The sequence below is a fragment of the uncultured Tateyamaria sp. genome (assembly GCF_947503385.1).
GTDB lineage: Bacteria > Pseudomonadota > Alphaproteobacteria > Rhodobacterales > Rhodobacteraceae > Tateyamaria.
Map to the genome: position 1 here is coordinate 917764 of NZ_CANNDO010000001.1, position 24546 is coordinate 942309.

Annotated in this window: 27 protein-coding genes; 17 read left to right on the top strand and 10 right to left on the bottom strand. The window is 61.6% G+C overall.

Annotation, left to right across the window (positions count from 1 at the left end; all coding sequences use genetic code 11):
• The first annotated feature begins 16 nt into the window (after window positions 1–16).
• The 5 genes from dgcA (at window position 17) to Q1A85_RS04555 (ending at window position 3756) form a co-directional block, all read left to right on the top strand.
• A complete protein-coding gene (gene dgcA / locus Q1A85_RS04535) occupies window positions 17–985 on the top strand; it encodes an N-acetyl-D-Glu racemase DgcA (protein ID WP_299685697.1) in 969 nt (322 codons plus the stop codon).
• Window positions 986–989: 4 nt separating this feature from the next.
• Entirely contained in the window at window positions 990–1634 is a 645-nt protein-coding gene (locus tag Q1A85_RS04540) for a cysteine hydrolase (protein ID WP_299685700.1), read from the top strand.
• Window positions 1631–2494, top strand: coding sequence for a D-amino-acid transaminase (locus tag Q1A85_RS04545; RefSeq protein ID WP_299685703.1), 864 nt, complete (start codon window positions 1631–1633; stop codon window positions 2492–2494). The genes Q1A85_RS04540 and Q1A85_RS04545 overlap by 4 nt, the downstream gene beginning before the upstream one ends.
• An 84-nt stretch (window positions 2495–2578) precedes the next feature.
• On the top strand, window positions 2579–3472 hold the full coding sequence (locus Q1A85_RS04550) for an SPFH domain-containing protein (RefSeq protein ID WP_299685706.1): 894 nt from the start codon (window positions 2579–2581) through the stop codon (window positions 3470–3472).
• Window positions 3472–3756 (top strand): hypothetical protein, encoded by a 285-nt coding sequence (locus Q1A85_RS04555; protein WP_299685709.1) that lies wholly within the window; start codon window positions 3472–3474, stop codon window positions 3754–3756. Before Q1A85_RS04550 ends, Q1A85_RS04555 begins: the two co-directional genes overlap by 1 nt.
• Here the strand turns inward: Q1A85_RS04555 and Q1A85_RS04560 are convergent.
• From Q1A85_RS04560 to pheS, 3 genes are all read right to left on the bottom strand, one after another.
• On the bottom strand, window positions 3753–4559 hold the full coding sequence (locus tag Q1A85_RS04560) for a polyhydroxybutyrate depolymerase (protein ID WP_299685712.1): 807 nt from the start codon (window positions 4557–4559) through the stop codon (window positions 3753–3755). The genes Q1A85_RS04555 and Q1A85_RS04560 overlap by 4 nt on opposite strands.
• A gap of 31 nt (window positions 4560–4590) precedes the next feature.
• Window positions 4591–4830 carry a hypothetical protein gene (locus Q1A85_RS04565; RefSeq protein WP_299685715.1) on the bottom strand — a complete coding sequence of 80 codons (240 nt, stop codon included), beginning with the start codon at window positions 4828–4830 and terminating at the stop codon, window positions 4591–4593.
• A 105-nt stretch (window positions 4831–4935) separates the two neighbouring features.
• Window positions 4936–6009 carry a phenylalanine--tRNA ligase subunit alpha gene (gene pheS, locus Q1A85_RS04570; RefSeq protein ID WP_299685718.1) on the bottom strand — a complete coding sequence of 358 codons (1074 nt, stop codon included), beginning with the start codon at window positions 6007–6009 and terminating at the stop codon, window positions 4936–4938.
• A 292-nt stretch (window positions 6010–6301) separates the two neighbouring features.
• Here pheS and Q1A85_RS04575 point away from each other — a divergent pair, with 292 nt between their 5' ends.
• From Q1A85_RS04575 to Q1A85_RS04590, 4 genes are all read left to right on the top strand, one after another.
• Window positions 6302–7078 (top strand): OmpA family protein, encoded by a 777-nt coding sequence (locus tag Q1A85_RS04575; protein ID WP_299685721.1) that lies wholly within the window; start codon window positions 6302–6304, stop codon window positions 7076–7078.
• 338 nt (window positions 7079–7416) lie between these two features.
• Window positions 7417–7626: a hypothetical protein gene (locus Q1A85_RS04580; RefSeq protein WP_299685724.1), complete on the top strand. Its 210-nt coding sequence runs from the start codon at window positions 7417–7419 to the stop codon at window positions 7624–7626.
• A 48-nt stretch (window positions 7627–7674) separates the two neighbouring features.
• Window positions 7675–8403, top strand: coding sequence for an OmpA family protein (locus Q1A85_RS04585; protein WP_299685726.1), 729 nt, complete (start codon window positions 7675–7677; stop codon window positions 8401–8403).
• Window positions 8400–8633 carry a hypothetical protein gene (locus Q1A85_RS04590; RefSeq protein WP_299685729.1) on the top strand — a complete coding sequence of 78 codons (234 nt, stop codon included), beginning with the start codon at window positions 8400–8402 and terminating at the stop codon, window positions 8631–8633. The genes Q1A85_RS04585 and Q1A85_RS04590 overlap by 4 nt, the downstream gene beginning before the upstream one ends.
• A gap of 7 nt (window positions 8634–8640) precedes the next feature.
• Here the strand turns inward: Q1A85_RS04590 and Q1A85_RS04595 are convergent, their stop codons facing one another.
• From Q1A85_RS04595 to pyk, 5 genes are all read right to left on the bottom strand, one after another.
• Window positions 8641–9063 (bottom strand): BLUF domain-containing protein, encoded by a 423-nt coding sequence (locus Q1A85_RS04595; protein WP_299685732.1) that lies wholly within the window; start codon window positions 9061–9063, stop codon window positions 8641–8643.
• A gap of 172 nt (window positions 9064–9235) precedes the next feature.
• Complete coding sequence (gene rplT / locus Q1A85_RS04600; RefSeq protein WP_299685735.1) at window positions 9236–9601, bottom strand: 50S ribosomal protein L20; 366 nt, start codon at window positions 9599–9601, stop codon at window positions 9236–9238.
• A gap of 15 nt (window positions 9602–9616) precedes the next feature.
• Entirely contained in the window at window positions 9617–9817 is a 201-nt protein-coding gene (rpmI, locus tag Q1A85_RS04605) for a 50S ribosomal protein L35 (RefSeq protein ID WP_027263382.1), read from the bottom strand.
• A 574-nt stretch (window positions 9818–10391) separates the two neighbouring features.
• Entirely contained in the window at window positions 10392–10616 is a 225-nt protein-coding gene (locus Q1A85_RS04610) for a hypothetical protein (protein WP_299685738.1), read from the bottom strand.
• 33 nt (window positions 10617–10649) lie between these two features.
• A complete protein-coding gene (gene pyk / locus Q1A85_RS04615) occupies window positions 10650–12095 on the bottom strand; it encodes a pyruvate kinase (RefSeq protein ID WP_299685741.1) in 1446 nt (481 codons plus the stop codon).
• 101 nt (window positions 12096–12196) lie between these two features.
• Between pyk and Q1A85_RS04620 the strand changes: the two genes are divergently transcribed.
• The 3 genes from Q1A85_RS04620 (at window position 12197) to pheT (ending at window position 15798) form a co-directional block, all read left to right on the top strand.
• The gene (locus tag Q1A85_RS04620; RefSeq protein ID WP_299685744.1) at window positions 12197–12934 is read left to right on the top strand and encodes an N-formylglutamate amidohydrolase; all 738 of its coding nucleotides are present in this window, start codon (window positions 12197–12199) and stop codon (window positions 12932–12934) included.
• A gap of 84 nt (window positions 12935–13018) precedes the next feature.
• The gene (locus tag Q1A85_RS04625; RefSeq protein WP_299685747.1) at window positions 13019–13333 is read left to right on the top strand and encodes a DUF1244 domain-containing protein; all 315 of its coding nucleotides are present in this window, start codon (window positions 13019–13021) and stop codon (window positions 13331–13333) included.
• A gap of 68 nt (window positions 13334–13401) precedes the next feature.
• Window positions 13402–15798 carry a phenylalanine--tRNA ligase subunit beta gene (gene pheT / locus Q1A85_RS04630; protein ID WP_299685750.1) on the top strand — a complete coding sequence of 799 codons (2397 nt, stop codon included), beginning with the start codon at window positions 13402–13404 and terminating at the stop codon, window positions 15796–15798.
• A 101-nt stretch (window positions 15799–15899) separates the two neighbouring features.
• On the opposite strand, the gene Q1A85_RS04635 is transcribed toward pheT, so the two are convergent.
• On the bottom strand, window positions 15900–16781 hold the full coding sequence (locus Q1A85_RS04635; RefSeq protein ID WP_299685753.1) for a LysR family transcriptional regulator: 882 nt from the start codon (window positions 16779–16781) through the stop codon (window positions 15900–15902).
• Window positions 16782–16865: 84 nt separating this feature from the next.
• Between Q1A85_RS04635 and Q1A85_RS04640 the strand changes: the two genes are divergently transcribed.
• Both Q1A85_RS04640 and Q1A85_RS04645 read left to right on the top strand, forming a co-directional pair.
• On the top strand, window positions 16866–17495 hold the full coding sequence (locus Q1A85_RS04640; RefSeq protein ID WP_299685756.1) for a class I SAM-dependent methyltransferase: 630 nt from the start codon (window positions 16866–16868) through the stop codon (window positions 17493–17495).
• Window positions 17496–17555: 60 nt separating this feature from the next.
• The gene (locus Q1A85_RS04645; protein ID WP_299685759.1) at window positions 17556–18002 is read left to right on the top strand and encodes a YtoQ family protein; all 447 of its coding nucleotides are present in this window, start codon (window positions 17556–17558) and stop codon (window positions 18000–18002) included.
• Here Q1A85_RS04645 and Q1A85_RS04650 read toward each other — a convergent pair.
• Window positions 17972–18877, bottom strand: a complete 906-nt coding sequence (locus Q1A85_RS04650) for a hydrogen peroxide-inducible genes activator (protein WP_299685762.1) — start codon at window positions 18875–18877, stop codon at window positions 17972–17974. The two genes, Q1A85_RS04645 and Q1A85_RS04650, sit on opposite strands and share 31 nt — an antisense overlap.
• Before the next feature lie 212 nt (window positions 18878–19089).
• On the opposite strand from Q1A85_RS04650, the gene katG reads away from it, so the two are divergent.
• The 3 genes from katG to gltX all read left to right on the top strand — a co-directional run bounded on the left by katG (window position 19090) and on the right by gltX (window position 24521).
• Window positions 19090–21267 (top strand): catalase/peroxidase HPI, encoded by a 2178-nt coding sequence (gene katG / locus Q1A85_RS04655; RefSeq protein ID WP_299685765.1) that lies wholly within the window; start codon window positions 19090–19092, stop codon window positions 21265–21267.
• A 145-nt stretch (window positions 21268–21412) separates the two neighbouring features.
• A complete protein-coding gene (gene aspS, locus Q1A85_RS04660; RefSeq protein WP_299685768.1) occupies window positions 21413–23194 on the top strand; it encodes an aspartate--tRNA ligase in 1782 nt (593 codons plus the stop codon).
• Window positions 23195–23198: 4 nt separating this feature from the next.
• The gene (gene gltX, locus Q1A85_RS04665; RefSeq protein WP_299685771.1) at window positions 23199–24521 is read left to right on the top strand and encodes a glutamate--tRNA ligase; all 1323 of its coding nucleotides are present in this window, start codon (window positions 23199–23201) and stop codon (window positions 24519–24521) included.
• Window positions 24522–24546 lie beyond the last annotated feature (25 nt).

The window sequence follows — 24546 nt, forward strand, 5'->3', positions numbered from 1 at the left end:
AGAGACGGGGACGGCGATGCGCATTGAGGTAAGCCGGGATGTTTTTCCGCTGGCACAGGTCTTTACCATCGCGCGGGGATCGCGGACCGAGGCGCAGGTGCTGACGGTGCGGGTGTCGGATGGTGTGCATCAGGGATGGGGCGAGTGTGTGCCCTATGCCCGTTACGATGAGACGCTGGACACGGTCACGGCGCAGATCGAGGCACTTCCGGCGGATGTGACGCGGACAGCGCTGCAGGACCTGCTGTCGCCGGGTGCTGCGCGAAATGCAGTGGATTGCGCGTTGTGGGATCTTGAGGCCAAGCAGGCCGGCCGGCGCGCTTGGGATGTGGCGGGGTTGGCGGCGCCGGGGCCGGAAATCACGGCCTATACCCTATCGCTGGACACTCCGGAGGCGATGCGCAAGCAGGCCGCCACGCACGCGTTCCGGCCCTTGCTCAAGACCAAGCTGGGGGGGGGCGAGGCGGATGTGGCGCGGATTGAGTCGGTGCGGGCCGGTGCGCCGGATGCACGTATCATCGTGGACGCCAACGAAGGCTGGACACCCGATCTGTACCAGACTTTGGCCCCTGTTCTGGTGCGTCTCGGCGTTGAAATGGTCGAGCAACCCTTGCCAGCCGGTGCCGACGACGCACTGGCCGAACTGGAGCGCGTCCTGCCCGTCTGTGCCGATGAAAGCTGCCATGATCGCGCATCGCTGCCCACGCTCAAGGGCAAGTACGACATGGTCAACATCAAGCTGGACAAAGCGGGCGGGCTGACGGAATCGCTGGCCTTGCGCGCGGCGGCCTTGGCTGACGGGTACAGCGTTATGATGGGCTGCATGCTCGGCTCGTCGCTGGCGATGGCCCCCGCGGTGCTGGTGGCGCAAGGTGCGGCTGTGGTGGACCTTGACGGGCCGCTGTTATTGGCGGAAGACCGGGCTGATCCGCTGATGTTCGATGCGGCCGGGGTGCATCCGCCTGCGGCGGCGCTGTGGGGGTAGTGCGTTGTCAAATGATCAAGGACCTGTGCGTGCGCTGATCGAAGGGCGCCCCGTTCTGTTGGTCATTGATATTCAGGCATCCACGTTCATCGATGACAGCGCCGTGCGCGCGATTGACAACATGCCGGGCTATGCCGACCGGATGCGTGCGGCCCGGCCTGTGATTGACGCCTGCCATGCCACGGGTGTGCCGGTTGTATTTGTGCAAGAGGTGCATCGGCCTGATGGCGTGGATTTTGGCCGGGAGCTTGATGGCGATGAGGATGTGCATTGTCTCGAAGACAAGCCCGGCACCGCGCTGGCGGTGCAGGAGATGGACCTGCGCCCGACCGACTATATTGTGCCCAAGCGCCGCTATTCGGCGTTCTTTGGCACCGACCTCGAAATCCTGCTGAAAGGTCTGCGTGCGCAGACCCTGCTGATGGTTGGTGGGCTGACAGATGTCTGTGTGCACTACACCTTTGTGGATGGGCACCAGCACGACTATTTCTGCCGCGTGCTGAGCGACTGCGTGGCGGGGTCTTCTGTGGCGGCGCATGACGCGTCACTGCGGGCGATGGAATATTTGCAGACAGGCGCGGTGCGCATGTCGGATGAAGTGATTGCGGCGTTGACCGCGAAAGAGACGCAAACAGGAGCCGAAGGATGACCAGAACCGTCTATGTGAACGGAGAATACCTGCCCGAGACTGAAGCCAAGGTGTCAATCTTTGATCGGGGGTTCCTGATGGCGGATGGTGTCTATGAGGTGACAAGCGTGCTGGGCGGGAAGCTGGTGGATTTTGACGGCCATGCCGTGCGGCTGGAACGGTCGCTGGGCGAGCTGGACATGGGGTCGCCTATCTCCAAGGAAGATTTGCTGGACGTGCACCGTGAACTGGTCCGCGTGAATGAGATCGAAGAGGGCATGGTCTACCTACAGATCACGCGCGGCGCGCCGGACGATCGCGACTTTGTCTTTCCGGACCCGGACACGACGCCGCAAACGGTTGTGCTGTTTACCCAGAACAAACCGGGACTGGCGGACAGTCCTGCCGCCAAGAAGGGCATGAAGGTGATCAGCATCGAAGACATCCGCTGGGGCCGCCGCGACATCAAGACGGTGCAGCTTTTGTACCCGTCGATGGGCAAGATGATGGCCAAGAAGGCGGGTGCGGATGACGCGTGGATGACCCAAGACGGGTTCGTGACCGAAGGCACTTCGAACAACGCCTATATCGTGAAGGGCAACAAGATCATCACGCGCGCCTTGTCTAACGACATCCTGCATGGGATCACCCGCGCCGCTGTCCTGCGCTTTGCTCAGGAAGCGCAGATGGAGGTCGAGGAACGCAACTTTACGATTGAAGAGGCGCGCGAGGCAGACGAGGCGTTCATCACCTCCGCCTCAACCTTTGTGATGCCGGTGGTTGAGATCGACGGGGCGACCTTGGGCGATGGTACACCGGGGCGCGTGGCCCCGCGTCTGCGCGAAATCTATCTGGACGAAAGCATCAAGGCTGCGATCTAACGCGCGACCTCTGCCCTTGAAAATCAAGGGAATTGTCTCCATATCGGAATGTAAACAGCATTTACTTTGACGAGGGGGCCGCCGTTGACCGAAGAATACATCCTGAGCCTGCTCAGCGAAAACCTGATTTTGATTCTGGGTGCGATATTCCTGTTTCTGTGCATCTTTCTGGGTGTTCGGATTGTGCCGCAGAGCGAAAAATACGTTGTGGAACGGTTTGGCCGCCTGCATTCGGTGCTGGGGCCCGGCATCAACTTTATCGTGCCATTTCTGGATGTTGTGCGCCACAAAGTGTCGGTGCTGGAACGGCAATTGCCCAACGCAAATCAAGACGCGATCACGTCTGACAACGTGCTGGTGCAGGTGGAAACCAGCATCTTTTACCGCGTGACCGAACCAGAGCGGACGGTGTACCGCATTCGCGATGTGGACGCAGCGGTGCAGACAACCGTGGCGGGCATCGTGCGGGCCGAGATCGGCAAGATGGAGCTGGACGAGGTCCAGTCGAACCGGCAGCAGCTGATCGCCCAGATCAAGGTGCTTGTCGAAGAAGCGGTGAATGACTGGGGCATCGAGGTGACGCGCGCGGAAATCCTCGACGTGAACCTTGATGTGGCCACGCGGGAGGCAATGCTGCAACAGCTGAATGCCGAGCGCGCCCGCCGCGCAGCCGTGACCGAGGCCGAAGGCCACAAGCGTGCCACCGAACTGAACGCGGATGCCGAGCTTTATGCCGCCGAACAGGGGGCCAAGGCGCGCCGGGTCGAGGCGGAGGCCGAAGCCTATGCCACGAAAGTGGTGGCGGACGCGATTGCGGCGCACGGCATTGAGGCGGCGCAGTATCAGGTTGCGCTGAAACAGGTGGACGCGGTGTCGGAGATTGCCAAAGGGCAAGGCCAACAGACCGTGATCCTGCCCGCAAGTGCGATGGATGCCTTTCAAGAGGCGTTTGGAATGCTGAAAGGGAAGAAATCGTAATGGCTGATCTTTGGAATGTCTGGTGGGCGTGGATCGTATTGGCATTGACCCTCGCCATCATCGAGATCTTTGTGCCCGCCTTTGTCTTTCTCGGGTTGGCGGTGGGTGCCGTGGTTGTTGGCATCGCCCTCGGCTTTGGCGGATTGGGGCTTGTCGGGGCCAGCCCTGCGGTCCTGATGTTTCTGTTCGCTGCCGTGTCGCTGGCCGCAACCCTTGGCCTGCGCGCCGTGCTGGGTGTGCGGCGGGGTCAGGTCAAAACCTGGGACACCGACATCAACGACTAAGGATAGGCGTGGGGCAAGCCCAGCAGTTCGTCCAATTGGCGCGCGATCCAACCGTGCGGGATAAAGTGCCCGCCGGGATGCACGTCGAGTGTCACACGGCCCGACGCACAATCGGTCCATTCGGTGCGCGCTAGGGTCAGGAAATCAACTTGGTTCCACGTGCCCGCGTCGCGCCCAGTGCCGCAGCCCATCCTGTCCCGCCACAGAGCAACAGGATAAGTGGTATCGCCATCAGGACCATAGGGGAAGTCCAGCACGCCGTCTTTCAGCCCGTGCACGTGGCGCACTTCACCGGGCGCTTCGGCGCAATCCTCGCTTTGGTTTAGGGTGCCGGAAATTCCCAGCAGCGCCCGCACGTTCAGCCGTGTGCCCCGGTCACAGGCGACGCGCCACGCCATGATCGATCCGTAGGAGTAGCCCGACAGAAAGATATTGTCCGTGTCCACCGGATAACGCCTGAGCACGTCCTCGATCACCTCTTGGGCAAAGCCAACGTCCTCGGTCTCCGCTGACCAGAAATTCCACGTTTTGCGATTGCCATTGGGTGCGATCAGCAGCACCCCGCGCCGCCGCGTGGACCCAGAGATGCGCTGGTGCTGCACCGGCAGGGCCCCGGTGCGCTGCCAGCCGTGGAAATGGATCAGCACGGGCAATGGGCTGATGCCGTCCCAGCCGTCAGGTTCCTTGACGTGATAGGACCGATCCCCCAGCGCGCAGGGCACATCGAGATGGCACAGATCACGCTGTGCGGCGGCGGCAGGCACGGCCCAAAGCAAGGCCAACAGGGCAAACAGGTGTGTCATGCCGCGCACGCTATGGATTTGACGGGCCGTGTCACGTCACGTTGTCGTGGTTGTCTGTTTCAGCGTTGCGCCGTTTGATCGCAGCCAGCCATTTGTCGATAAAGAGGATCGGGAGCAGCACGATGGACCAGCCCATCGCGTTCAGGATGGTGAACGTGAGCTTGAGACCAAACGCCATGTCAGACCGCCACAAAAAGATGTGGGCAACCACGATCAGACCGGCAAGAAAAAGGACCAGTGCACCGCGCATGAGGGTGAGATAGCGCGGCATCCAAACGGCGCCAGACAGCGCACCGGTCCCATGGTCAGACGCGCACGGCCCCCCGGCCCTTCGGGGAGGATTTTTACGGGACAGAGACGGAGACGCGCCGTGCCCTTAGCGGCTGAGGCCACCATGCAGTGTCGGCATATCAAGCGCAGAAAAGCCGTAGTGGCGCAGCCAGCGCAGATCGCTGTCAAAGAAGGCGCGCAGATCGGGAATACCGTATTTCAGCATCGCGATCCGGTCGATCCCCATGCCAAAGGCAAAGCCCTGCCATTCCTCGGGGTCAATCCCGCCCGCTTGCAGCACTTTAGGATGAACCATGCCGGATCCGAGGATTTCCAGCCAGTCATCGCCTTCCCCCACTTTGAGCGTGCCGCCTTCCCATGAGCAGCGAATGTCGACCTCGGCGCTGGGTTCGGTGAAAGGGAAGTGCGACGCGCGGAAACGCAGGTCCACGCCGTCGACCTCGAAATAGGATTTCACGAATTCTTCGAGCACCCATTTGAGGTTCGCCATGGAGATATCCTTGTCGATGGCGAGACCCTCGACCTGATGGAACATGGGTGTGTGTGTCTGGTCATAATCTGCGCGGTAGACGCCGCCCGGGCAGATGATGCGGGTGGGCGCTCCGGTGGCCTCCATGCTGCGGATCTGCACGGGGCTGGTATGGGTGCGCAGCACGTGGGGCGGGCGATTGTCACCTTCGGCCCGATGCATATAGAACGTGTCCATCTCGGCCCGCGCGGGGTGGTGGCCGGGGATGTTGAGCGCGTCGAAATTGTACCAGTCGGTGTCGATCCGCGGCCCTTCGGCAACGGAAAAGCCCATTTCGGCAAAGATCGCGGTGACCTCTTCGGTCACTTGGCTGATGGGGTGCAGCGTGCCTTGGCGCTGCGGGCGCGCGGGCAAAGACACGTCCAGCCATTCGTCGGCCAGACGGGCGTCAAGAGCGTCATCGGCCAGTGCAGCCTTTTTCGCGGCGAGTGCGCTGTTGATCTCATCCTTGAGCGCGTTGAGCGCAGGGCCCGCAATCTGCCGCTCTTCGGGGGTCATCTTGCCGAGTTCGCGCATCTTGAGCGCGACTTCGCCCTTTTTGCCAACAGCGGCGATCCGGATGTCTTCGAGCGCGGATTCGTCCGCCGCACCGCCAATTTGACCCAGATATTTTTCGCGCAGATCGTCCATGCCACAGGCACCCCGTTTGGTTCCAAAGCGATCTACCGCCCCACGCGTGCCAGCGCAACCGCCGCGATGCGCCATGCGCGCCAACAAAATATGCAAAATAATGACATCACAGCATTTGGAGGCGGTTGTTTTGCAGACCACATCATGTATGCTCCGCGTCTAGGGGCGGATGTGCTGCCCGCACTGCTGCCGTACGTGCGGGTCGATACAACAAAACAGCAAAGCAAAGTGCATCCGCCAGCCGTAAAGGCAGGTTGTTTTTTTGTTGGGGTGATCTCTGGGGGATCGAGCGATGACACGACTGACGATGCACGCCCAAGGCGGGCAGCCACCAAAAAGCGCGCCTTTTGCGCCGCCACAACCGCCGCAGCGGCGCACGCCGGTCTGGGCCTTGATCGGAGCAGGCGCACTGTTTCTGACGATGTTTACAGCGCTCGTGGTGACGTCGACGCTATTGATTGTACAATCGCGCGAGACGCAGGCCATGCAACTGGACGAACCAGCAGCGCCGGTTGTCGCGCTGGCTGACCCCGCGCCCAATCCAGTCGTCGAGACGGCTGCCGAAACCGAAGTCACGCGCACCAGTATGGACCTGTTGGGCGCGGACCTGCCGCAACCTGAACCGGTACGCGCCGCGCCGCCAGTCCCTCTGCGCCAGCGTATCCAGGCACCGAGCTGTATCGACTATCTCGATACGTTGGTGAAGATCACGCATGTACGCTTTCCCCTAGGCAGCAATGAACCCGCCGCCGCCGATATGCCGCGCGTGCGCAACATGGCCACGGCTTTGCGTTTGTGCCCGGAGGTCAAAGTGGTTGTCGAAGGCCACTCGGACCGTCGCGGCAGCGACAAGCTGAACATGGATCTGAGCTGGTATCGGGCAGAGACGGTGATCCAATTGCTGCGGGAAGAAGGTTTCGAGACGGCGCAAATGGAGCCCTTGGGCTTTGGCGCACGGCGCCCCATCAACCTGAGCGGCACAATTTCCGGCGAAGGCGAAAACCGGCGGGTGCAATTCCAGTTGGTGCCGCGTGATACCATCGTTGACGAACGGCTTGCCCGGAACTGATCGGGCTGGCCACACGGGGTCGTCTTCCCCCCGTGCGACGTGATTGATCCGAATCGTATCCCGCGTCGTCAGTGGGGCTCATGGAAACAGATGCAGCCGGAGGTGGAGAAAATCCACCTTCGGTTGCGGTGTGTCTAGGCCGCGTGACACGTGATCTGACACTCTGCAAACCGCCCTAGGACGCAAAGTGCGGCATAGTGCAGAGTCGCTGTGGAAATCAGCGAAGATCGCCAATTTCCTGTGGATAGAACGCGATATGTAGGTTGGGCCGCTTTGTCGCCCACTTCATGTAGTGTAGCGTTGACCCAATTCCGACGAGTCATTGGTCAGGTCCAGGTATGAAACCCACGCTTTACTCTCATCGCCTGAAATCGGTTCTGCAACACACGGTGCGCGAGCTGGGTCTGACCATTGTTCTGGACGATGCGCAAACGGAACTGGACCTGCGCGAGAACGAGGCGGTGATCCGGGAAACGGCGAACATGCTGGGCATTCAGATGCACTTCGAGGTCAGTGACGGAGGCTGTTCCGTCTCCTTTTTTAAATAGCGATTTGGGGGTTATGTTTCGATGAGGGAAACCAAGAAAACCAGAGACATGCGTATGCTGCGCTCGGCGGGGCTGTCGCTGGCCAGTGCGGACCGTTTGGCCAATGCGCAACGCGGCTCGTCCGTAGGACGTGCCGTGCTGGGGGGCGTGGCGGTTTTGGCGTTGGCCGGGGCGGGGGTCATGGCAGTAAACATGCCCGCGCTGACTGCCGCAGACGCGCCTGCGGTGGCGGAAGCAGCGGCCGTGGTGCCTGAGCCAATGCCTGTCCCCGTGGTTGAGCCGGAACCGGAAATCATCCCCGTCGCGACCGCGCTGGACGATCAGCCACCGGAAATCCAACAGCCGACAGCAGAAGAACTGCCGTGGGTGAAAGCGGCGGCAGTTGACGCGCCGGTGCAGGAGATCAGCTGCCTGTCGACACTTGCGGCATCGCTCGCCGGCATATCGCTGCAATTTGATCCCGGCAGTGCGCAGGTGCGTCCCGGCGACTATGATACACTGCTGTCCATCGGTGCCGACACAGCCGCCTGCCCGGAGGCGCGGGTGCTCGTTGCAGGGCATTCCGACAGTTCGGGTTCGGACGCCATCAACATGCAGCTAAGCTGGGAACGCGCAGATCAGACTTTGCAGACGATGGACCGGTTGGGCATCGACATCAGCCAGTTTGAAACGGTCGGCTTTGGCGCACGTGCGCCTTTGACCCAAGGCAGCAGCACAGACGAAGAGATCAACCGCCGGGTTGAGCTGCGCGTGATCAAGGATGGAGGCCAGCTATGACAATCGACGCACTCGCTATTCAATTTGCGCTGGCTTTGGCGCTCTGTGCCGGGGCTGTCGTGATCGGGTTCACAATGGCGCGGCAAAAGTACCGCGACGAAAGTGCGACGCAGATCGCACTGTTGTCAGGTGAGGCTGCGCGGCTACGGCGCCGTGCCTCCTCTGCCGAGGATCGCGCCAAGGCCGCGGAAAGCGCGCTGGTGCGGGAACGGCGGCGGGCGCGGCGCTGACCGGTCGCTAGTCGTTGGGCGTGAGTTCGACCGACAGGTCCTGAAGCACGTCCAACAGGCTTTCCACATTGACCGTCTCGGGGTTGATCTCATCCGTTGAGAAGTAGCGCAGGTAAATCTTTTGCGCCCGCTCATCCATGCCTTGATGCAATCCCATGGACCACGCCGGGAACATCCGTTCGCGCACGTCCGTGCAGGCCAGCAGGATAATGTTGTTGTGGCGCGGATCACGCGCAATGCGGTGGTAAAGCGCCGACACCTCGACGCGCCCGCCTTCGATCACTTGCAGAAAATGGTCCCCGTTGTAATGCAGCATACCGGTCAGATTCATCCGCTGGTTGTTGCGTTGGCAGGTCTCGATCAGCTGCTGTGCATCCATACTCTCGGATGGGTTGCGTTGTGAATAATAGACAAGCCGGGTGAGGTTCATTTCAGGGCACCATTACTGCAATTTTTGTCATTCGGTTTCGACACTTAAGCCGTGCTCGGGGGAATCGCCCGAACCACCGTTACAGGAGGATATGGGGCTACGACCCGTCTCGACAATCAAAAAAGGCCGCCCCGGATCGGGACGGCCTCTTGATGTGTCATGCTGAGTTCGCTCAGGCAGGCAAGGCACCCTTGGCCTGATCCACGATCGCGGCAAACGCCTCGGGCTCGTTCACGGCCAGATCGGCCAGCACTTTGCGGTCCACTTCGATCCCGGCAAGGTTCAGGCCGTTGATGAAGCGCGAATATGTCAGTGCCTCGTCATGGGCGCGCACAGCCGCATTGATGCGCTGGATCCACAGAGCGCGGAAGTTGCGTTTGCGGTTATGCCGGTCGCGGGTCGCGTATTGGTTGGCCTTGTCGACGGCCTGACGGGCAACCTTGAAGGTGCTCTTGCGGCGGCCATAGTAGCCTTTGGCGGCCTTGATGACCTTCTTATGACGGGCGTGAGTGACGGTTCCACCTTTGGTGCGGGACATGTGTCTATCCTCCTATCAGCGGTCGTAGGGCATAAAGCCCTTGACGATTTTGGCGTCGGGAGCCGACAGAGTGGTCGTGCCGCGGGCGTCACGAATGAATTTGCGAGTGCGTTTGATCATGCCGTGGCGTTTACCGGCCTGACCTGCCATGACCTTTCCGGTCGCAGTCACCTTGAAGCGCTTTTTGGCGCTCGACTTGGTCTTCATCTTGGGCATTTCCGTCTCCAGTCTTGCAGTGCGGTTTACACGCGACTCGGCATGCCACTTGGGCCGGTCGCGCGGAATGAAGTGGGCGTTTAAGACGGGTCCGCCCAAAGCGCAAGGGTTTAGTTGCAAATGCACCCGGCGGGGTCGCCATCATCGAACCCACGCTGTTCACCACCGTGGCCGGAACGGCCAGTGGCGCCGGGTGTTTTCTTGGACCCATCGCACACAAGCGGCTGCAAGTCGTCCTTTCTGTTGCGCGGGGGGTGTTGCCGCACGTGTCCCAACAGTCCCGGGATCGCCAATCCGCACTGCGGTTGCGGCGCAGATCCGGAATGATGCACGCCGGGTACACGTAAAGTGCGCCGTCGGAAAACCTCATGAAGAACCTGTCAGAGCCAGGCCGCCGAATTGCCCGTGCGGGATGTCATGCACATGTACAATGTCTGAAACGACGCCATATCGCGGTTCCTGCGTGGGGTTGTAAGTGTCGACGCGAGCGCGGCACCCGGCTGGGCAAACACATGTTGGATCAACGCACGCAGATGTGGATTGACCAGTCGGAACGCCGTCGCAACACGCCGCGTCAGGGCATAATCTGTGCCGCCACACGGACAAAGGCATCGGGAATATCGCTCAACGCGTATCCCCCCTGTTTTGTCTGCATGGCATACAGAACCAAACCACCCGCTATCAAAATCGTAACAGCCGAGGCGCGTGGCGCCCTGCCATCCGTGATCGCGGACAAGACAGACGGGATCGAAAATCCCGCGACAACGATGCCGAGCACCAGAAAAAGATCCGGGTTCATACGAATAACATCCTGAACTTAACTGTCAGAAAGTTACTCCGGATCGGTCGAGTAAATCAAACGTTCATCGCATGGGGCCACACGCAAGATGTTGGTGGTGCCTGTGACATTGAATGGCACACCTGCCGTCACAACCACCTGATCTTGCGCCGTGGCAAAGCCGTTCTTGCGGGCGGCAAGGACGGCGGCAACCACCGCGCCCTTGAACCGGTCTACCGTTTCGGTGATCACGCAATTGCAGCCCCAGCTCAGCGCCATGCGGCGCGCTGTGTTGCTCAGCGGCGTCAGCACGATGATCGGCACCCGCGGACGCTCGCGCGCCACCAAAAGCGCGGTTGTCCCCGACTGGGTAAAACAGCAGATCGCCTTAATGTCCGCCGTTTCCGCAATCTCGCGCGCCGCTGCGACGATGCCATCGGCCACGGTCTTGCCATTGGTGTGACGGCTGGCTTCGATAATCTGGGTGTAGGTCGGGTCCTGTTCGACCTCGGCGGCGACGCGGTCCATGGTGGTGACCGCCTCAATCGGAAAACTGCCCGCGGCGCTCTCCGCGCTGAGCATCACGGCATCAGCACCTTCATAGATCGCGGTGGCCACATCGCTGACTTCGGCACGGGTGGGCATCGGGCTTTCGATCATCGATTCCAGCATTTGCGTGGCAACAATCACGGGCTTGGCCGCAGCCCGACATTTCCGCACAAGGCGCTTCTGGATGGGCGGCACATTCTGCACCGGCAATTCGACACCCAGATCACCACGCGCGACCATGATGCCGTCGCTTGCCTCAAGGATGTCGTCGAACCGCTCGACCGCATTTGGCTTTTCGATCTTGGACAGAACGGCGGCGCGCCCCTTGATCAACTCGCGCGCTTCGATCACATCCGCAGGCCGCTGGACAAAGCTCAGCGCGATCCAGTCCACACCCAGTTCCGCAACAAAGGCCAGATCGGCCCGGTCCTTGTCCGACAGCGCGGCCAGCGGCAGTTCGACATCCGGCACGTTCACGCCCTTGCGGTTGGAAATTGCCCCACCCGCAATCACGACACATTCAGCAAAGTCGGGGCCGCAGGATGTGACCTGCAGGCGGATCTTGCCATCATTGACCAACAGGGTCGCACCCGCTTCGAGCGCCGCAAAAATCTCAGGATGCGGAAGGCACACGCGGTGCACATCACCTTCGGCGGGATCAAGGTCCAGCCGGAATGCAGCGCCGTCCTCCAGCATCTCGCTTTCATTGGCGAACACGCCGACCCGCAACTTGGGACCCTGAAGGTCCGCAAGGATCGCGATGGTCGAACCGAGGTCAGTCTCGATCTTGCGGATATGGGCGTGCTTTTCTGCGATTTCTGCGTGGCTGCCATGCGACATGTTCAGACGGAATACATCTGCTCCTGCTTCGTGCAGGGCGCGGATGGTGTCATATGTGTCCGAAGCTGGGCCAAGGGTGGCCACAATTTTCACGTTCCGCATCCGTCGCATGTGACAAAGCCCTTTGATGATATCGCTAACAGCGTCCTTATTGCCCAATTCACAAGGCGTGGCAACTGGCCTACACCTGCGCGAGCAATGGTAACGGCTGCATGACATACGAACCCTATTTCATCGACGGCGCGGCGCGTCAGGGGCGCTGGGTGATCACCTGTGATCACGCGACGAACACCGTACCGCCCCATGTTGCCGACGGTGATCTGGGGTTGCCGGATACCGAAATGGACCGCCACATTGCCTACGATATCGGCGCGCTGGGTGTTGCACTGGCTTTGGGCCGCCTGCTGGACGCGCCGGTGGTGGCGTCGAACTTTTCGCGGCTGGTGATCGACCCGAACCGGGGCGCGGACGACCCCACGCTGATCCCACAGCTTTACGATGGCACCATCATTCCTGCGAACAGATATCTGGACGGTACCGAACGGCAGCGCCGCATCGACAGGCTCTATGACCCTTACCACGAAGCCATCGCTGGGCAGGCGCAAGCGCGCGAGGTGATCTTCCTCGCCATGCACAGCTTCACGCCGCGTCTCAAGGACCGTCCGCCGCGCCCATGGGAGGTCGGTGTGCTGTCCGCCCAAGACCGGCGCATCGCCGATCCGCTCATCGCACATCTTGGCCGCACACTCGACAGCCCCATCGGTGACAATGAACCCTATGCGGGCTTCTTTCCCGGCGACAGCTTCACCCGGCACGCCCATGGCCCCGGCCGCCCCAATGTGCTCCTCGAAGTACGACAGGATCTGATTGCAACTGAGGCAGATCAAAGCGAATGGGCACACCGGATCGCCACCCACCTTGAAGCCGCCCGTCAGGACGCCAATCTTTAACCCATCCCCTGCTTCTTCTCTTTTCAAATACTCCGGGGTCCGGGGCAGCGCCCCGGTCCGACGCCAGACAAAAGGACCACCCGCATGGATGATCAGACCCGTATCGAACTCGAAGCCGCCGCCTTCCGCCGCTTGCGCCAGCATCTGATGCAGGACCGCACGGATGTGCAGAACATCGACATGATGAACCTCGCAGGCTTTTGCCGCAATTGCCTGAGCCGCTGGTACCAAGAGGCAGCCGCCGAAAAGGGCATCGAGATGTCCAAGGATGCCGCGCGCGAGACGTTTTACGGCATGACCATGGACGCGTGGAAGGCCAACCACCAGACAGAGGCATCCGGCGCGCAGCAGGAGGCGTTCAAGACAGCCTTTGCGGAGAATGTTGGCGACAAGGGCTAGTCCCGCCGCTTGCACATGGGCGCGATCTTTGCCATTGCGGGCGCAATATCCGCGCAAAGGGCAGACCCATGAAATTCACGCTCAGCTGGCTCAAGGATCACCTCGACACCACCGCATCGGTGGACGAGATCGCTTATGCCCTGACCGATCTCGGGCTTGAGGTCGAAGGCATCGAAGATCGCGGCGCGTCGCTTGCCGATTTTACCATCGGCAAGGTGTTGAGCGCGGAGAAACATCCCGACGCGGACCGCTTGCGCGTTTGTCAGGTGGCCACGGACGAAGGCACCAAGCAGATCATCTGCGGCGCACCCAATGCGCGCGAGGGGATCACGGTTGTCGTGGCCAAACCGGGCGTCTACGTTCCCGGTATCGACACGACGATTGGCGTGGGCAAGATACGCGGTATCGAGAGCTTCGGCATGATGGCCTCTGAACGCGAGATGGAACTCAGTGACGAACATGATGGCATCATCGAACTGCCATCAGGAGAGGTGGGCGAACGCTTTGTCGATTGGCTGGCCGCCAATGACCCGGCCAAGGTCGACCCGGTGATCGAGATTGCGATCACCCCGAACCGGCCAGATGCGCTGGGTGTGCGGGGCATCGCGCGAGACTTGGCCGCGCGGGGCATCGGAACGATGCGACCCTATCCCGACAGCGCGGTCGAGAGTGCGTTTGTCTCCGACATTTCCGTCAGTATCGACGACGACACGCTGGATGGCTGCCCTGCCTTTTACGGGCGCCTGATACGTGGGGTCACGAACGGACCCAGCCCCGCATGGTTGCAGGACCGGCTGCGGGCCATCGGCCTGCGTCCGATCTCATTTCTGGTCGATGTGACCAACTTCTTCACCTTTGACCAGAACCGGCCCCTGCATGTGTTTGACGCCGACAAGGTGGCCGGCAACTTGCGCGTGCACCGCGCAGCAGGTGGTGAAGAGATCGTGGCGCTCGACGAAAAGACCTATACGCTGCAAGCGGGTCAGATGGTGATTTCCGACGACACAGGCCCCGAGAGCATCGCGGGCATCATGGGTGGCATGGCGACCGGCTGCACCGAAGACACGGTCAACGTGTTCGTTGAAAGTGCGTATTGGGACCCTGTGCAAATCGCTTATGCGGGCCGCGCGCTCAAGATCAACTCGGATGCGCGCTATCGCTTTGAACGGGGTGTGGACCCGGCCTTTACACCTGTGGGTCTGGATCACGCCTGCGCCATGATCCTCGATCATGCAGGCGGAACGGCATCAAATGTGATCAGCGCTGGCGCTGTGCCCAACACGGCGCGGGCGTTCCGGCTGAACGCTGCGCGGGTGCGCAGCCTTGTCGGCATGGACATTCCCGAAAGCGAACAGCGCCAGACACTGACGCGTCTTGGGTTCCGCCTTGAGGGGGACATGGCACATGTGCCGTCTTGGCGCCCGGATGTGCTGGGCGAGGCAGATCTGGTCGAGGAAGTGGCGCGCGTGGCATCACTGACCAAGTTGCAGGGCAAACCCCTGCCCCGTTTGACCGATGGTGTGCCGAAACCTGTGATGACGCCGATGCAGCGTCGCGAACAGATTGCGCGCCGCACGGCGGCGGCGCTGGGATATAATGAATGTGTCACTTACAGCTTCATTGATCAGGCTGCGGCAGCGCTGTTTGGTGGGGGCGACACGTCCACGCAACTGGAAAACCCGATCTCGTCGGACATGAGCCATATGCGCCCGGCGCTGTTGCCGGGCCTGCTCCAGGCGGCGGCGCGCAATCAAGCCCGGGGGTTTATGGACCTTGCGCTGTTCGAGGTGGGTCCTGCCTTTCACGGCGGTGAGCCGGGTGAACAGCACACGCTGATTTCAGGCCTGCTGGTCGGGCGCACCGGGCCAAAGGACACGCACGGCGCGTCCCGCGCCGTCGACGTGTTCGACGTCAAGGCCGATGCCGAGGCGATCCTGAGCGCACTTGGCGCGCCTGCAAGGGTGCAAATCCTGCGCGGCGCGCGCGAATGGTGGCATCCGGGACGGCATGGCAAGATTTGCCTTGGCCCCAAAAAAGTGCTCGGCGTTTTTGGTGAGCTGCACCCCAAAGTGCTGACCGCGATGGACATTAAGGGGCCCGCAATGGCCTTTACCCTGTGGCCTGCCGAAATCCCGCTGCCACGCAAAAGCGGTGCATCGCGTGGCGCGCTGGACATCAGTGACTTGCAGGCGGTCGAGCGTGACTTTGCCTTTGTGGTGGACGCCGATGTCGAAGCGCTGACACTGGTGAACGCCGCCCTTGGCGCCGATAAGTCGCTGATCGAGGACGTGCGGGTGTTCGATGAGTTTATCGGTGGATCGTTGGGGGAGGGCAAAAAGTCCCTTGCGATCACGGTGCGCTTGCAGCCCCGAGACGCCACACTGAAGGAAGCCGAGATCGAGGCTGTTGGTCAAAAGGTCATCGACAAGGTGACCAAGGCCACAGGCGGCACCCTGCGCGGTTGATCCCATTGCGCGCCTTAGGCGCACGACATGTTTCAGGGGGCGTTGCCCCCGGCCTTTGGCCTCCCCCCGAAGCGTCGCGCGTTAGGGCAAGGGGCGGGCGGTCAAGCCGTGCCGGTCATTTCGGCCAGTAGATCAAAGACCAGTCTTATGCGGCGGCTGGTGTGCAGGTCGCGGTGGGTGACGAGCCAGATGGGAAAGGTGATGTCCACCTGACCGTCGAGCAGGCGCACGACATCCGGAAACTGACCGGCTATTTCGTCGGACATTGGAAAAATGCCCAACCCTTTGCGCACCATTTCCCACGTGGCGATCCCGCTGTCTGATCCGGCCCGCATTTGGATCTTGTCCACCGGTACGCCGTATTGCGCCATTGCCGTGCGCATCCGTACGTCGTCACCAAGGCTGATAAAATCGTGCCCTGCAAGGTCTGCGGATGTCTCAGGCAGGCCGCGCTCTGCGACATAATCCTGCGACGCGTAGAAATGTGCAGGCGCGTCGCGCACCAGCCGGGCGATCAGATCCGGTTCGGTCGGGCGCACGTGACGGATGGCAATATCCGCCTCGCGGTGGAGAATGTCGCGAATGTCATTCGCCGCGATCACGTCGATACGCAGGCGCGGGGCGATGCTGCGCAGCCGCACCAGTAAGTCGGGCAGGATATAGGCGCTGGTCATGTCGCTGGCCGTGACCTTGATCTGCCCCTCGAGCGCGTGGGCACGCCCCTCGGCCAGCAGTGCGATACGGTTCGCCGCCTCGCCCATGGCGCGGGCATCGCGCAGCAACTCGTGCCCCGCATCGGTCAGTGCCATCGCGCGCCCCGTCCGTTCAAACAGCGCCAGCCCCAATTCATCTTCCAGCGCTGTGACCTGCCGACCCAGCGTGGGCTGGGTCAGGCCCAGCGACCGGGCCGCCGCCGACAGACTTCCGGTTTCCGCTGTCGCCAGAAAAGCGCGCAGGCGGTTCCAGTCAAATCCTTGATCCATGCGATTTTGCATGAGTGAGATGCATTATTGATGATTTTGAGGCGTTTTCAGGATATGTATATGCACGATCAAAGGAGACACGCAATGACCGTTGATCATACATTCTGGGACAAGGCCGCCCCCAAATACGCACAGCAGCCCATATCCGATATGGGCGCCTACGAAGAAACACTGGCCCGCACCATCAGCTATTTACGGCCCGAAACCCGGCTGTTGGAACTGGGCTGCGGCACGGGCGGAACGGCGCTGCGACTTGCACCGCATGTGCACAGCGTTGTGGCCACCGACTTTTCCGCAGGCATGATTGCGCAGGCCTATGACCGTCCGCAGGCAGACAATGTCTCCTTTCTCAAGGCCGACGTGTTCTCGCCGGAGCTGGAGGCAGGTGTGTTCGATGTGATCGTCGGCTTCAATCTGTTCCATCTCGTGGAGGATCCGCGCAGTGCCTATGCCCGCATCCATGACCTGCTGACGCCAAACGGACTTTTCATCTCAAAGACACCGTGCATCGGCGAGCGTTCGCTGGGCTGGAAATTCGGTCTGTTGCGGCGGGCGATCCCCATCCTGCAGCTGCTCGGCAAGGCGCCATTTGTGCGCTACGAGACTATCACCGGGCTGGAGCATGACATCACGGCGGCGGGGTTCCGCATTGTCGAAACGGGCAACTACCCGGTGCGCCCGCCCAGTCATTTCGTGGTCGCGCACAAGGTTTGAGCTTGCCAACCGGTGCGCGCGCCGCACCTATGGCGGAACCATACCGACAGGAGGCCCGTCATGCTCAACGTTTATCTATCCGGCGAAATCCACACCGACTGGCGGGAGCAGATCATAACCGGGGCGGCGGGGCTGGATGTCAGCTTTGCCGCGCCAGTGACGGATCATGCGGCCAGCGACGATTGCGGTGTGGCCATCCTTGGTGCGGAGCCGAACAAGTATTGGCACGACCACAAAGGCGCGATGGTCAACGCGATCCGCACCCGCAAGGGGATTGCCGATGCAGACGTCGTGGTCGTGCGGTTCGGGGACCAGTACAAGCAATGGAACGCCGCGTTTGACGCAGGTTATGCCGCCGCGTTGGGCAAGTCGTTGATCATACTGCACGGGCCGGACCACGCACACGCGCTGAAGGAGGTCGATGCAGCGGCTTTGGCCGTGGCAGAGGAGCCGCAACAGGTGGTTGAAATCCTGCGCTACGTGTTGACCGGGGCTTTGCCGGCCTGAGCGGCAGCCACGATCTGCGCAATGTCAGCAAGGTGATCGGCCATTGGTGTGGTTTTACGCCAGACCATGCCGACGGCACGTTTGGGCGCGGGGACCTTGAACCGCGCAATATGGACGCGGGCGGCGCGCGCCTCGACAGGGACGGCCATTTCAGGAATGAGCGTGACGCCCAGACCGGCCCCGACCATCTGCACCAATGTAGACAGCGCACTGCCATCCAGTCCCTCGCGCGCGGCGGCGCCCACATTGCAGAACGACAGCGCCTGATCACGAAAGCAGTGCCCTTCTTCGAGTAGCAAAAGGCGCATAGTGCCAAGCTGATCGGGGGCAGGCACAGGGGCCTCGGTATCTGTGTCAGGCCGGACTAGCACCATGTCCTCATCGAACAGCGGCACCTCGACCAGCCCCGGCTCATCAAGCGGCAGTGCCACAATGGCGGCGTCCAGCTTGCCATCGAGCAATTCCTGCACCAATCGCGGCGTGACGGTTTCACGGATATGGACGTCAATGCCGGGACGCGTTGTGCTGAGCGCAGGCAAGACAGCGGGCAGCAGGTAGGGCGCGATGGTCGGGATCACCCCGAGCCGCAGCCGACCGGCCAGCCCATCGCGGGCAGCGCGGGCAAGATCGTCCAGCCCGTCCACGTCGCGCAGGATCACGCGCACACGGTCGCGGAACGCTTCGCCAAAGCTGGTCAGGCGCACATTGCGGGGGGAGCGTTCGAACAGGGTCAGGCCCAGCGTCTCCTCAAGGTCGCGAACCTGCACGGACAGGGCAGGCTGCGACACTGCACAGCTTTCTGCGGCGCGCCCAAAATGCTGCGCCTGTGCCACAGCGTCGAAATAGCGCAGCTGTTTGAGAGTGATGTTTGCCATAAGGGATACCTATTGATCCGATAGAATATTGCAAATTCTTCTTATCAATTAGCCCTGCTACACACCCAATATACGCCGCGCCAATCCGGTCGTTTCGATTCGACTGGCGCGCGGCACGCAGAAAGGCGAAACAAGCCTAGAATGAGTCTAAATCTGGCTTAGATCGCTGTGAGGCACTGAACAGATATTCAGCACTGATGGGAGATATCAAAATGGACGGAAACGACGTCGGCAAATGCCCCGTGATGCATGGCAAGAGCCTTGCCAGCACTTTTGGTGGCCGCACCAACAAAGACTGGTGGCCCAACGCCCTGAACCTTGATGTGCTGCACCAGCATGGCGCGCGGATCAATCCGATGGACGAGGATTTTGATTACCGCGAGGCGGTCAAGGGCCTGGACTACGACGCGGTCAAGGCGGACCTGACCGCGCTGATGACCGACAGTCAGCCGTGGTGGCCTGCGGACTGGGGCCATTATGGCGGCCTGATGATCCGTCTGGCATGGCACGCGGCAGGCACGTACCGGCTGAAAGACGGTCGTGGCGGTGGCTCCACCGGGAACCAGCGCTTTGCACCGCTGAACTCGTGGCCGGACAATGTGAGCCTCGACAAGGGCCGCCGGCTGCTGTGGCCGATCAAGAAGAAATACGGCAATGCGCTGAGCTGGGCAGACCTGATGCTGCTGGCGGGCAACGTGGCCTATGAATCCATGGGGCTGAAGACCTTTGGCTTTGGTTTCGGCCGCGCGGATATCTGGGCACCCGAGACGGACATCAACTGGGGCGAAGAGGAAGAGTGGCTTGCCCCCAGCGAAAACCGCTACGAAGACCTTGATGATGCCACCACGATGGCAAACCCGCTGGCGGCGGTGCACATGGGGCTGATCTATGTGAACCCCGAAGGCGTGAACGGCAACCCGAACCCCGCGCGCACGGCAGAACACGTCCGCGTCACCTTTGCCCGGATGGCGATGAATGACGAGGAAACAGCCGCGCTGACCTGTGGCGGACACACCGTGGGCAAGGCGCACGGCAACGGCGACGCCTCCGCGCTGAGCGCGGAACCCGAAGGTGGCGCGATGGAAAATCAGGGTTTCGGCTGGATGAACCCAAGCCAGACCGAAAGTGCAGGGTCGCTGGTGTCGTCGGGGATCGAAGGCGCTTGGACAACCGAACCCACCAAGTTCGACATGGGCTATTTCAAGCTGCTCTTTGGCTATGAATGGGAGCTGACCAAGTCGCCCGCAGGTGCCAACCAGTGGCAGCCCATCGACATCCGCGAAGAGGATATGCCCGTGGACGCCGGTGACGGCGTGACACGCCGGATGCCGATGATGACGGACGCCGACATGGCGATGAAGGTCGACCCGATCTATCGTGAGATCTGCGAGAAATTCATGGCCGACGAAGCCTATTTCCGCGACACGTTTGCCCGTGCTTGGTTCAAGCTGACGCACCGCGATATGGGGCCCAAGGTCAACTATATCGGGCCCGAAGTGCCGCAAGAAGACCTGATCTGGCAGGACCCGGTCCCCGCTGGCAACACCGGCTACGACGTGGAGGCAGTAAAGGCCAAGATCGCTGCCAGCGGTCTGAGCCACGCCGACATGATCGCCACCGCATGGGACAGCGCACGCACCTATCGCGGGTCGGACAAGCGGGGCGGCGCCAACGGCGCGCGCATCCGGTTCGAGCCGCAGCGCAGCTGGCCCGGCAATGAGCGTGAGCGTCTGGATGGCGTCTTCAAAAAGCTGGAACCGATCGCGGCAGAGACCGGCGCATCGCTTGCGGATGTGATCGTGCTGGCGGGCAATGTCGGGGTCGAGGCAGCGGTGCATGCTGCGGGTTTCAAGATCGAGGTGCCGTTCTCGCCGGGTCGTGGCGATGCCACCGAAGAAATGACGGATGCCGACAGCTTTGACGTGCTGGAACCGGTCGCGGATGCGTTCCGCAACTGGGACAAGGGCGACACTGGCAAGAGCCCCGAGGACATGCTGATCGACCGGGCACAGCTGATGGGCCTGACGGCCCCGGAGGCGACCGTGCTGTTGGGCGGGATGCGGATGCTGGGCACCAACCACGGCGGCAGCAAACATGGCGTGTTCACCGACCGTGAAGGCCAGCTGACGAACGACTTTTTCGTCAATCTGACCGACATGGCCAACAGCTGGCACCATGTGGGTGACGGTGAATATGAGATCCGCGACCGCGCCACAGGCAAGACCAAGTGGACGGCAACGCGCGCGGACCTCGTGTTCGGCTCGAACTCGATCCTGCGGTCCTATGCCGAGGTCTATGCACAGGACGACAACGGCGAAAAGTTCGCCCGCGACTTCGTTGCCGCATGGACCAAGGTGATGGAGGCCGACCGGTTCGACCTGCGCGCCTGATCGCGCGATAGGCTGAAATGACGACGCGGGCCCCTGCGCGGGCCCGCGTTTTTCTTTTGTACCAAGGGCCGGTGCGCTTGACTTATCCCCCCTTGGGCGGTGTATGTGCGCCGACTTCCGACCCCGCATCCGAAAGGCCGTTTCCATGCATGTTTACCGCTCTCACACCTGTGCCGCTCTGACTTCGGGGCATGTGGGTGATACCGTGCGTCTTGCAGGGTGGGTGCACCGGGTGCGCGATCACGGCGGCGTGCTGTTTATCGACCTGCGCGACCATTACGGCGTGACGCAGGTCCTGTGTGACCCGGACAGCCCGGTTTTTGCCGAGATGGAGAAGGTGCGGTCGGAATGGTGCATTCGCATCGACGGCAACGTCAAGGCGCGTGATGCGTCACTGGTCAACGAAAAGATACCCACGGGTGAGATCGAAGTGTTTGTGCGTGATCTTGAGGTGTTGGGCCATGCGGGCGAGCTGCCGCTGATGGTATTCGGCGATCAGGAATACCCGGAAGAAACGCGCCTGACCTACCGCTATCTCGACCTGCGCCGCGAAAAGATGCAGGAGAACATGAAGCTGCGCTCGGACGTGGTGGCGTCCATTCGCAAGCGGATGTGGGATCAGGACTTTCGCGAGTACCAGACGCCGATCATCACAGCGTCCTCGCCCGAGGGCGCGCGCGATTTCCTCGTGCCGTCGCGCCTGCATCCGGGCAAGTTCTACGCGCTGCCGCAGGCCCCCCAGCAGTTCAAGCAGCTGCTGATGGTGTCGGGCTTTGACAAGTATTTCCAGATCGCGCCCTGTTTCCGCGACGAAGACCCGCGTGCCGACCGCTCGCCCACCGACTTCTACCAGCTCGACATGGAGATGTCGTTTGTCACGCAGCAGGACGTGTTCGACACTGTGGCCCCGGTACTGGCGGGTGTGTTCGAAGAGTTTGGCGGCGGCAAGAAAGTCGATGCACCGGACACTTGGGAGCAGATCAGCTACCGCGACGCAGCACTCTGGTACGGTTCGGACAAGCCCGATTTGCGCAACCCTATTAAAATGCAAGTGGTCTCCGACCACTTCCGCGATTCAGGCTTTGCGATTTTCGCAAAGCTGCTTGAGCAGGACGGCACCGAAATCCGCGCCATTCCAGCGCCGGGCGGCGGCAGCCGCAAATTTTGCGACCGCATGAATGCTTGGGCGCAGAAAGAGGGCCTGCCGGGAATGGGCTACATCTTCTGGCGCGATCAGGGCGAGGGGATGGAGGCGGCTGGACCGCTGGCCAAGAATATTGGGCCTGAACGTACCGAGGCCATTCGTCAGCAATTGGGCCTTGGTGTCGGGGATGCGGCGTTCTTCCTTGGCGGCAAGCCCAAGACGTTCGAGGCCGTGGCGGGGCGTGCGCGCAACGTGATTGGCGAAGAACTGAAGCTGATCGACGAGGACCGCTTTGCCTTTGCATGGATCGTGGATTTCCCGATTTACGAACAGGACGAGGAAAGCGGCAAGATCGACTTTGAACACAACCCGTTCTCAATGCCCCAGGGCGGGATGGAGGCGCTGGAAGGCGACCCGCTGGAGGTGCTGGGGTATCAGTACGATCTGGCGTGCAACGGGTACGAGCTGGTGTCCGGCGCGATCCGGAACCACCGGCCCGAGATCATGTTCAAGGCCTTCGAAATTGCCGGGTATGGCAAGGAGGAGGTCGAAAAACGCTTTGGCGGGATGGTCAACGCGTTTCAGTACGGCGCGCCGCCCCACGGGGGCTGTGCGGCGGGGATCGACCGGATCGTAATGCTGCTGGCGGGTGAACAGAATATCCGTGAGGTGATCCTGTTCCCGATGAACCAACGCGCCGAAGACCTGATGATGGCCGCGCCAAGCGAGCCTGCGAGCGACCAGCTGATGGAGCTGGGTCTTCGCGTGATTCCGCAGGAGTAGGGTGATGACCACCACACGTTTCGCACCGTCGCCCACAGGCTACCTGCATGTCGGCAACCTGCGCACGGCGCTGATGAACTACCTGATCGCGCGCAAGGCGGGGGGCACGTTCATCCTGCGCATCGACGACACGGACCCGGAGCGGTCGAAGGAAGAGTATGTCGACGCGATCAAGCAAGACCTCGAATGGCTGGGCCTGACATGGGACAAGGTCGAACGGCAGTCGGAGCGGTTGGGGCGCTATGCGGAGGCTGCGACAAAGCTGCGCGACATCGGTCGCTTCTACGAGGCGTTCGAGACGCCGGTTGAACTGGACCTGAAGCGCAAGAAACAGCTGAACATGGGCAAACCGCCAGTCTATGACCGGGCGGCGCTGGCGCTAAGCGATGCGGAACGTGCGGCGCTTCGTGCAGACCGTGGGCAGGGAGTATGGCGCTTCAAACTGGATCATCAGCGCATTGAATGGGCGGATGGCATCATCGGTGACGTCAGCATTGATGCGGCAAGTGTCAGTGACCCGGTGTTGATCCGGCAGGATGGGCAGGTGCTCTATACACTCGCATCGGTGGTGGATGACACTGACATGGGGGTGACGGACGTGGTGCGCGGGTCGGACCACGTGACCAACACCGCAACGCAGATCCAGATCATCGAGGCATTGGGCGGCACCGCTCCGCGCTTTGCGCACCATTCTTTGCTGACCGGCCCCCAAGGCGAGGCGTTGTCCAAGCGGCTTGGCACGCTGGCCTTGCGCGATCTGCGCGCGCGGGGCGTAGAGCCTATGGCACTGCTCAGCCACCTTGCGCGGCTGGGCTCGTCCGATCCGGCGGAGTTGATGACGGATATGGCCGCGTTGGTCGACGGGTTCGAGGTGTCGCATTTCGGAACCGCTCCGACCAAGTTCGACGTCGAGGACCTGTTCCCGCTCACGGGCCGGTATTTGCAGTCCCTGCCGTTGGAGGCCGTGCGAGACCGCGTGCTGGCCGCAGGCGTGTCCGAAGATCGGGCCGAAGCCTTCTGGACCGTGATCCGTGACAACATTGAGACGCTGAACGATGTGGATGGATGGGCCACCCTCTGCCGTGATGGTGCCACCCCGGTGATCGACGACGAAGATCGCGAATTTGTGGCGCAGGCCATCACGATGCTGCCCGAGGGTCCGTTTGATGCGGACACTTGGGGTGCGTGGACCAGCGCGGTGAAGGCGGCCACCGGGCGCAAGGGGCGAGGGTTGTTCATGCCGCTGCGCAAAGCGCTGACCGGACAGGCGCACGGACCCGATATGGGGGCCCTGATGCCGCTGCTCAACGTGGTAAAGGCGCGCTGATGCTCTGGCGAGGGGCGCTTGTGAT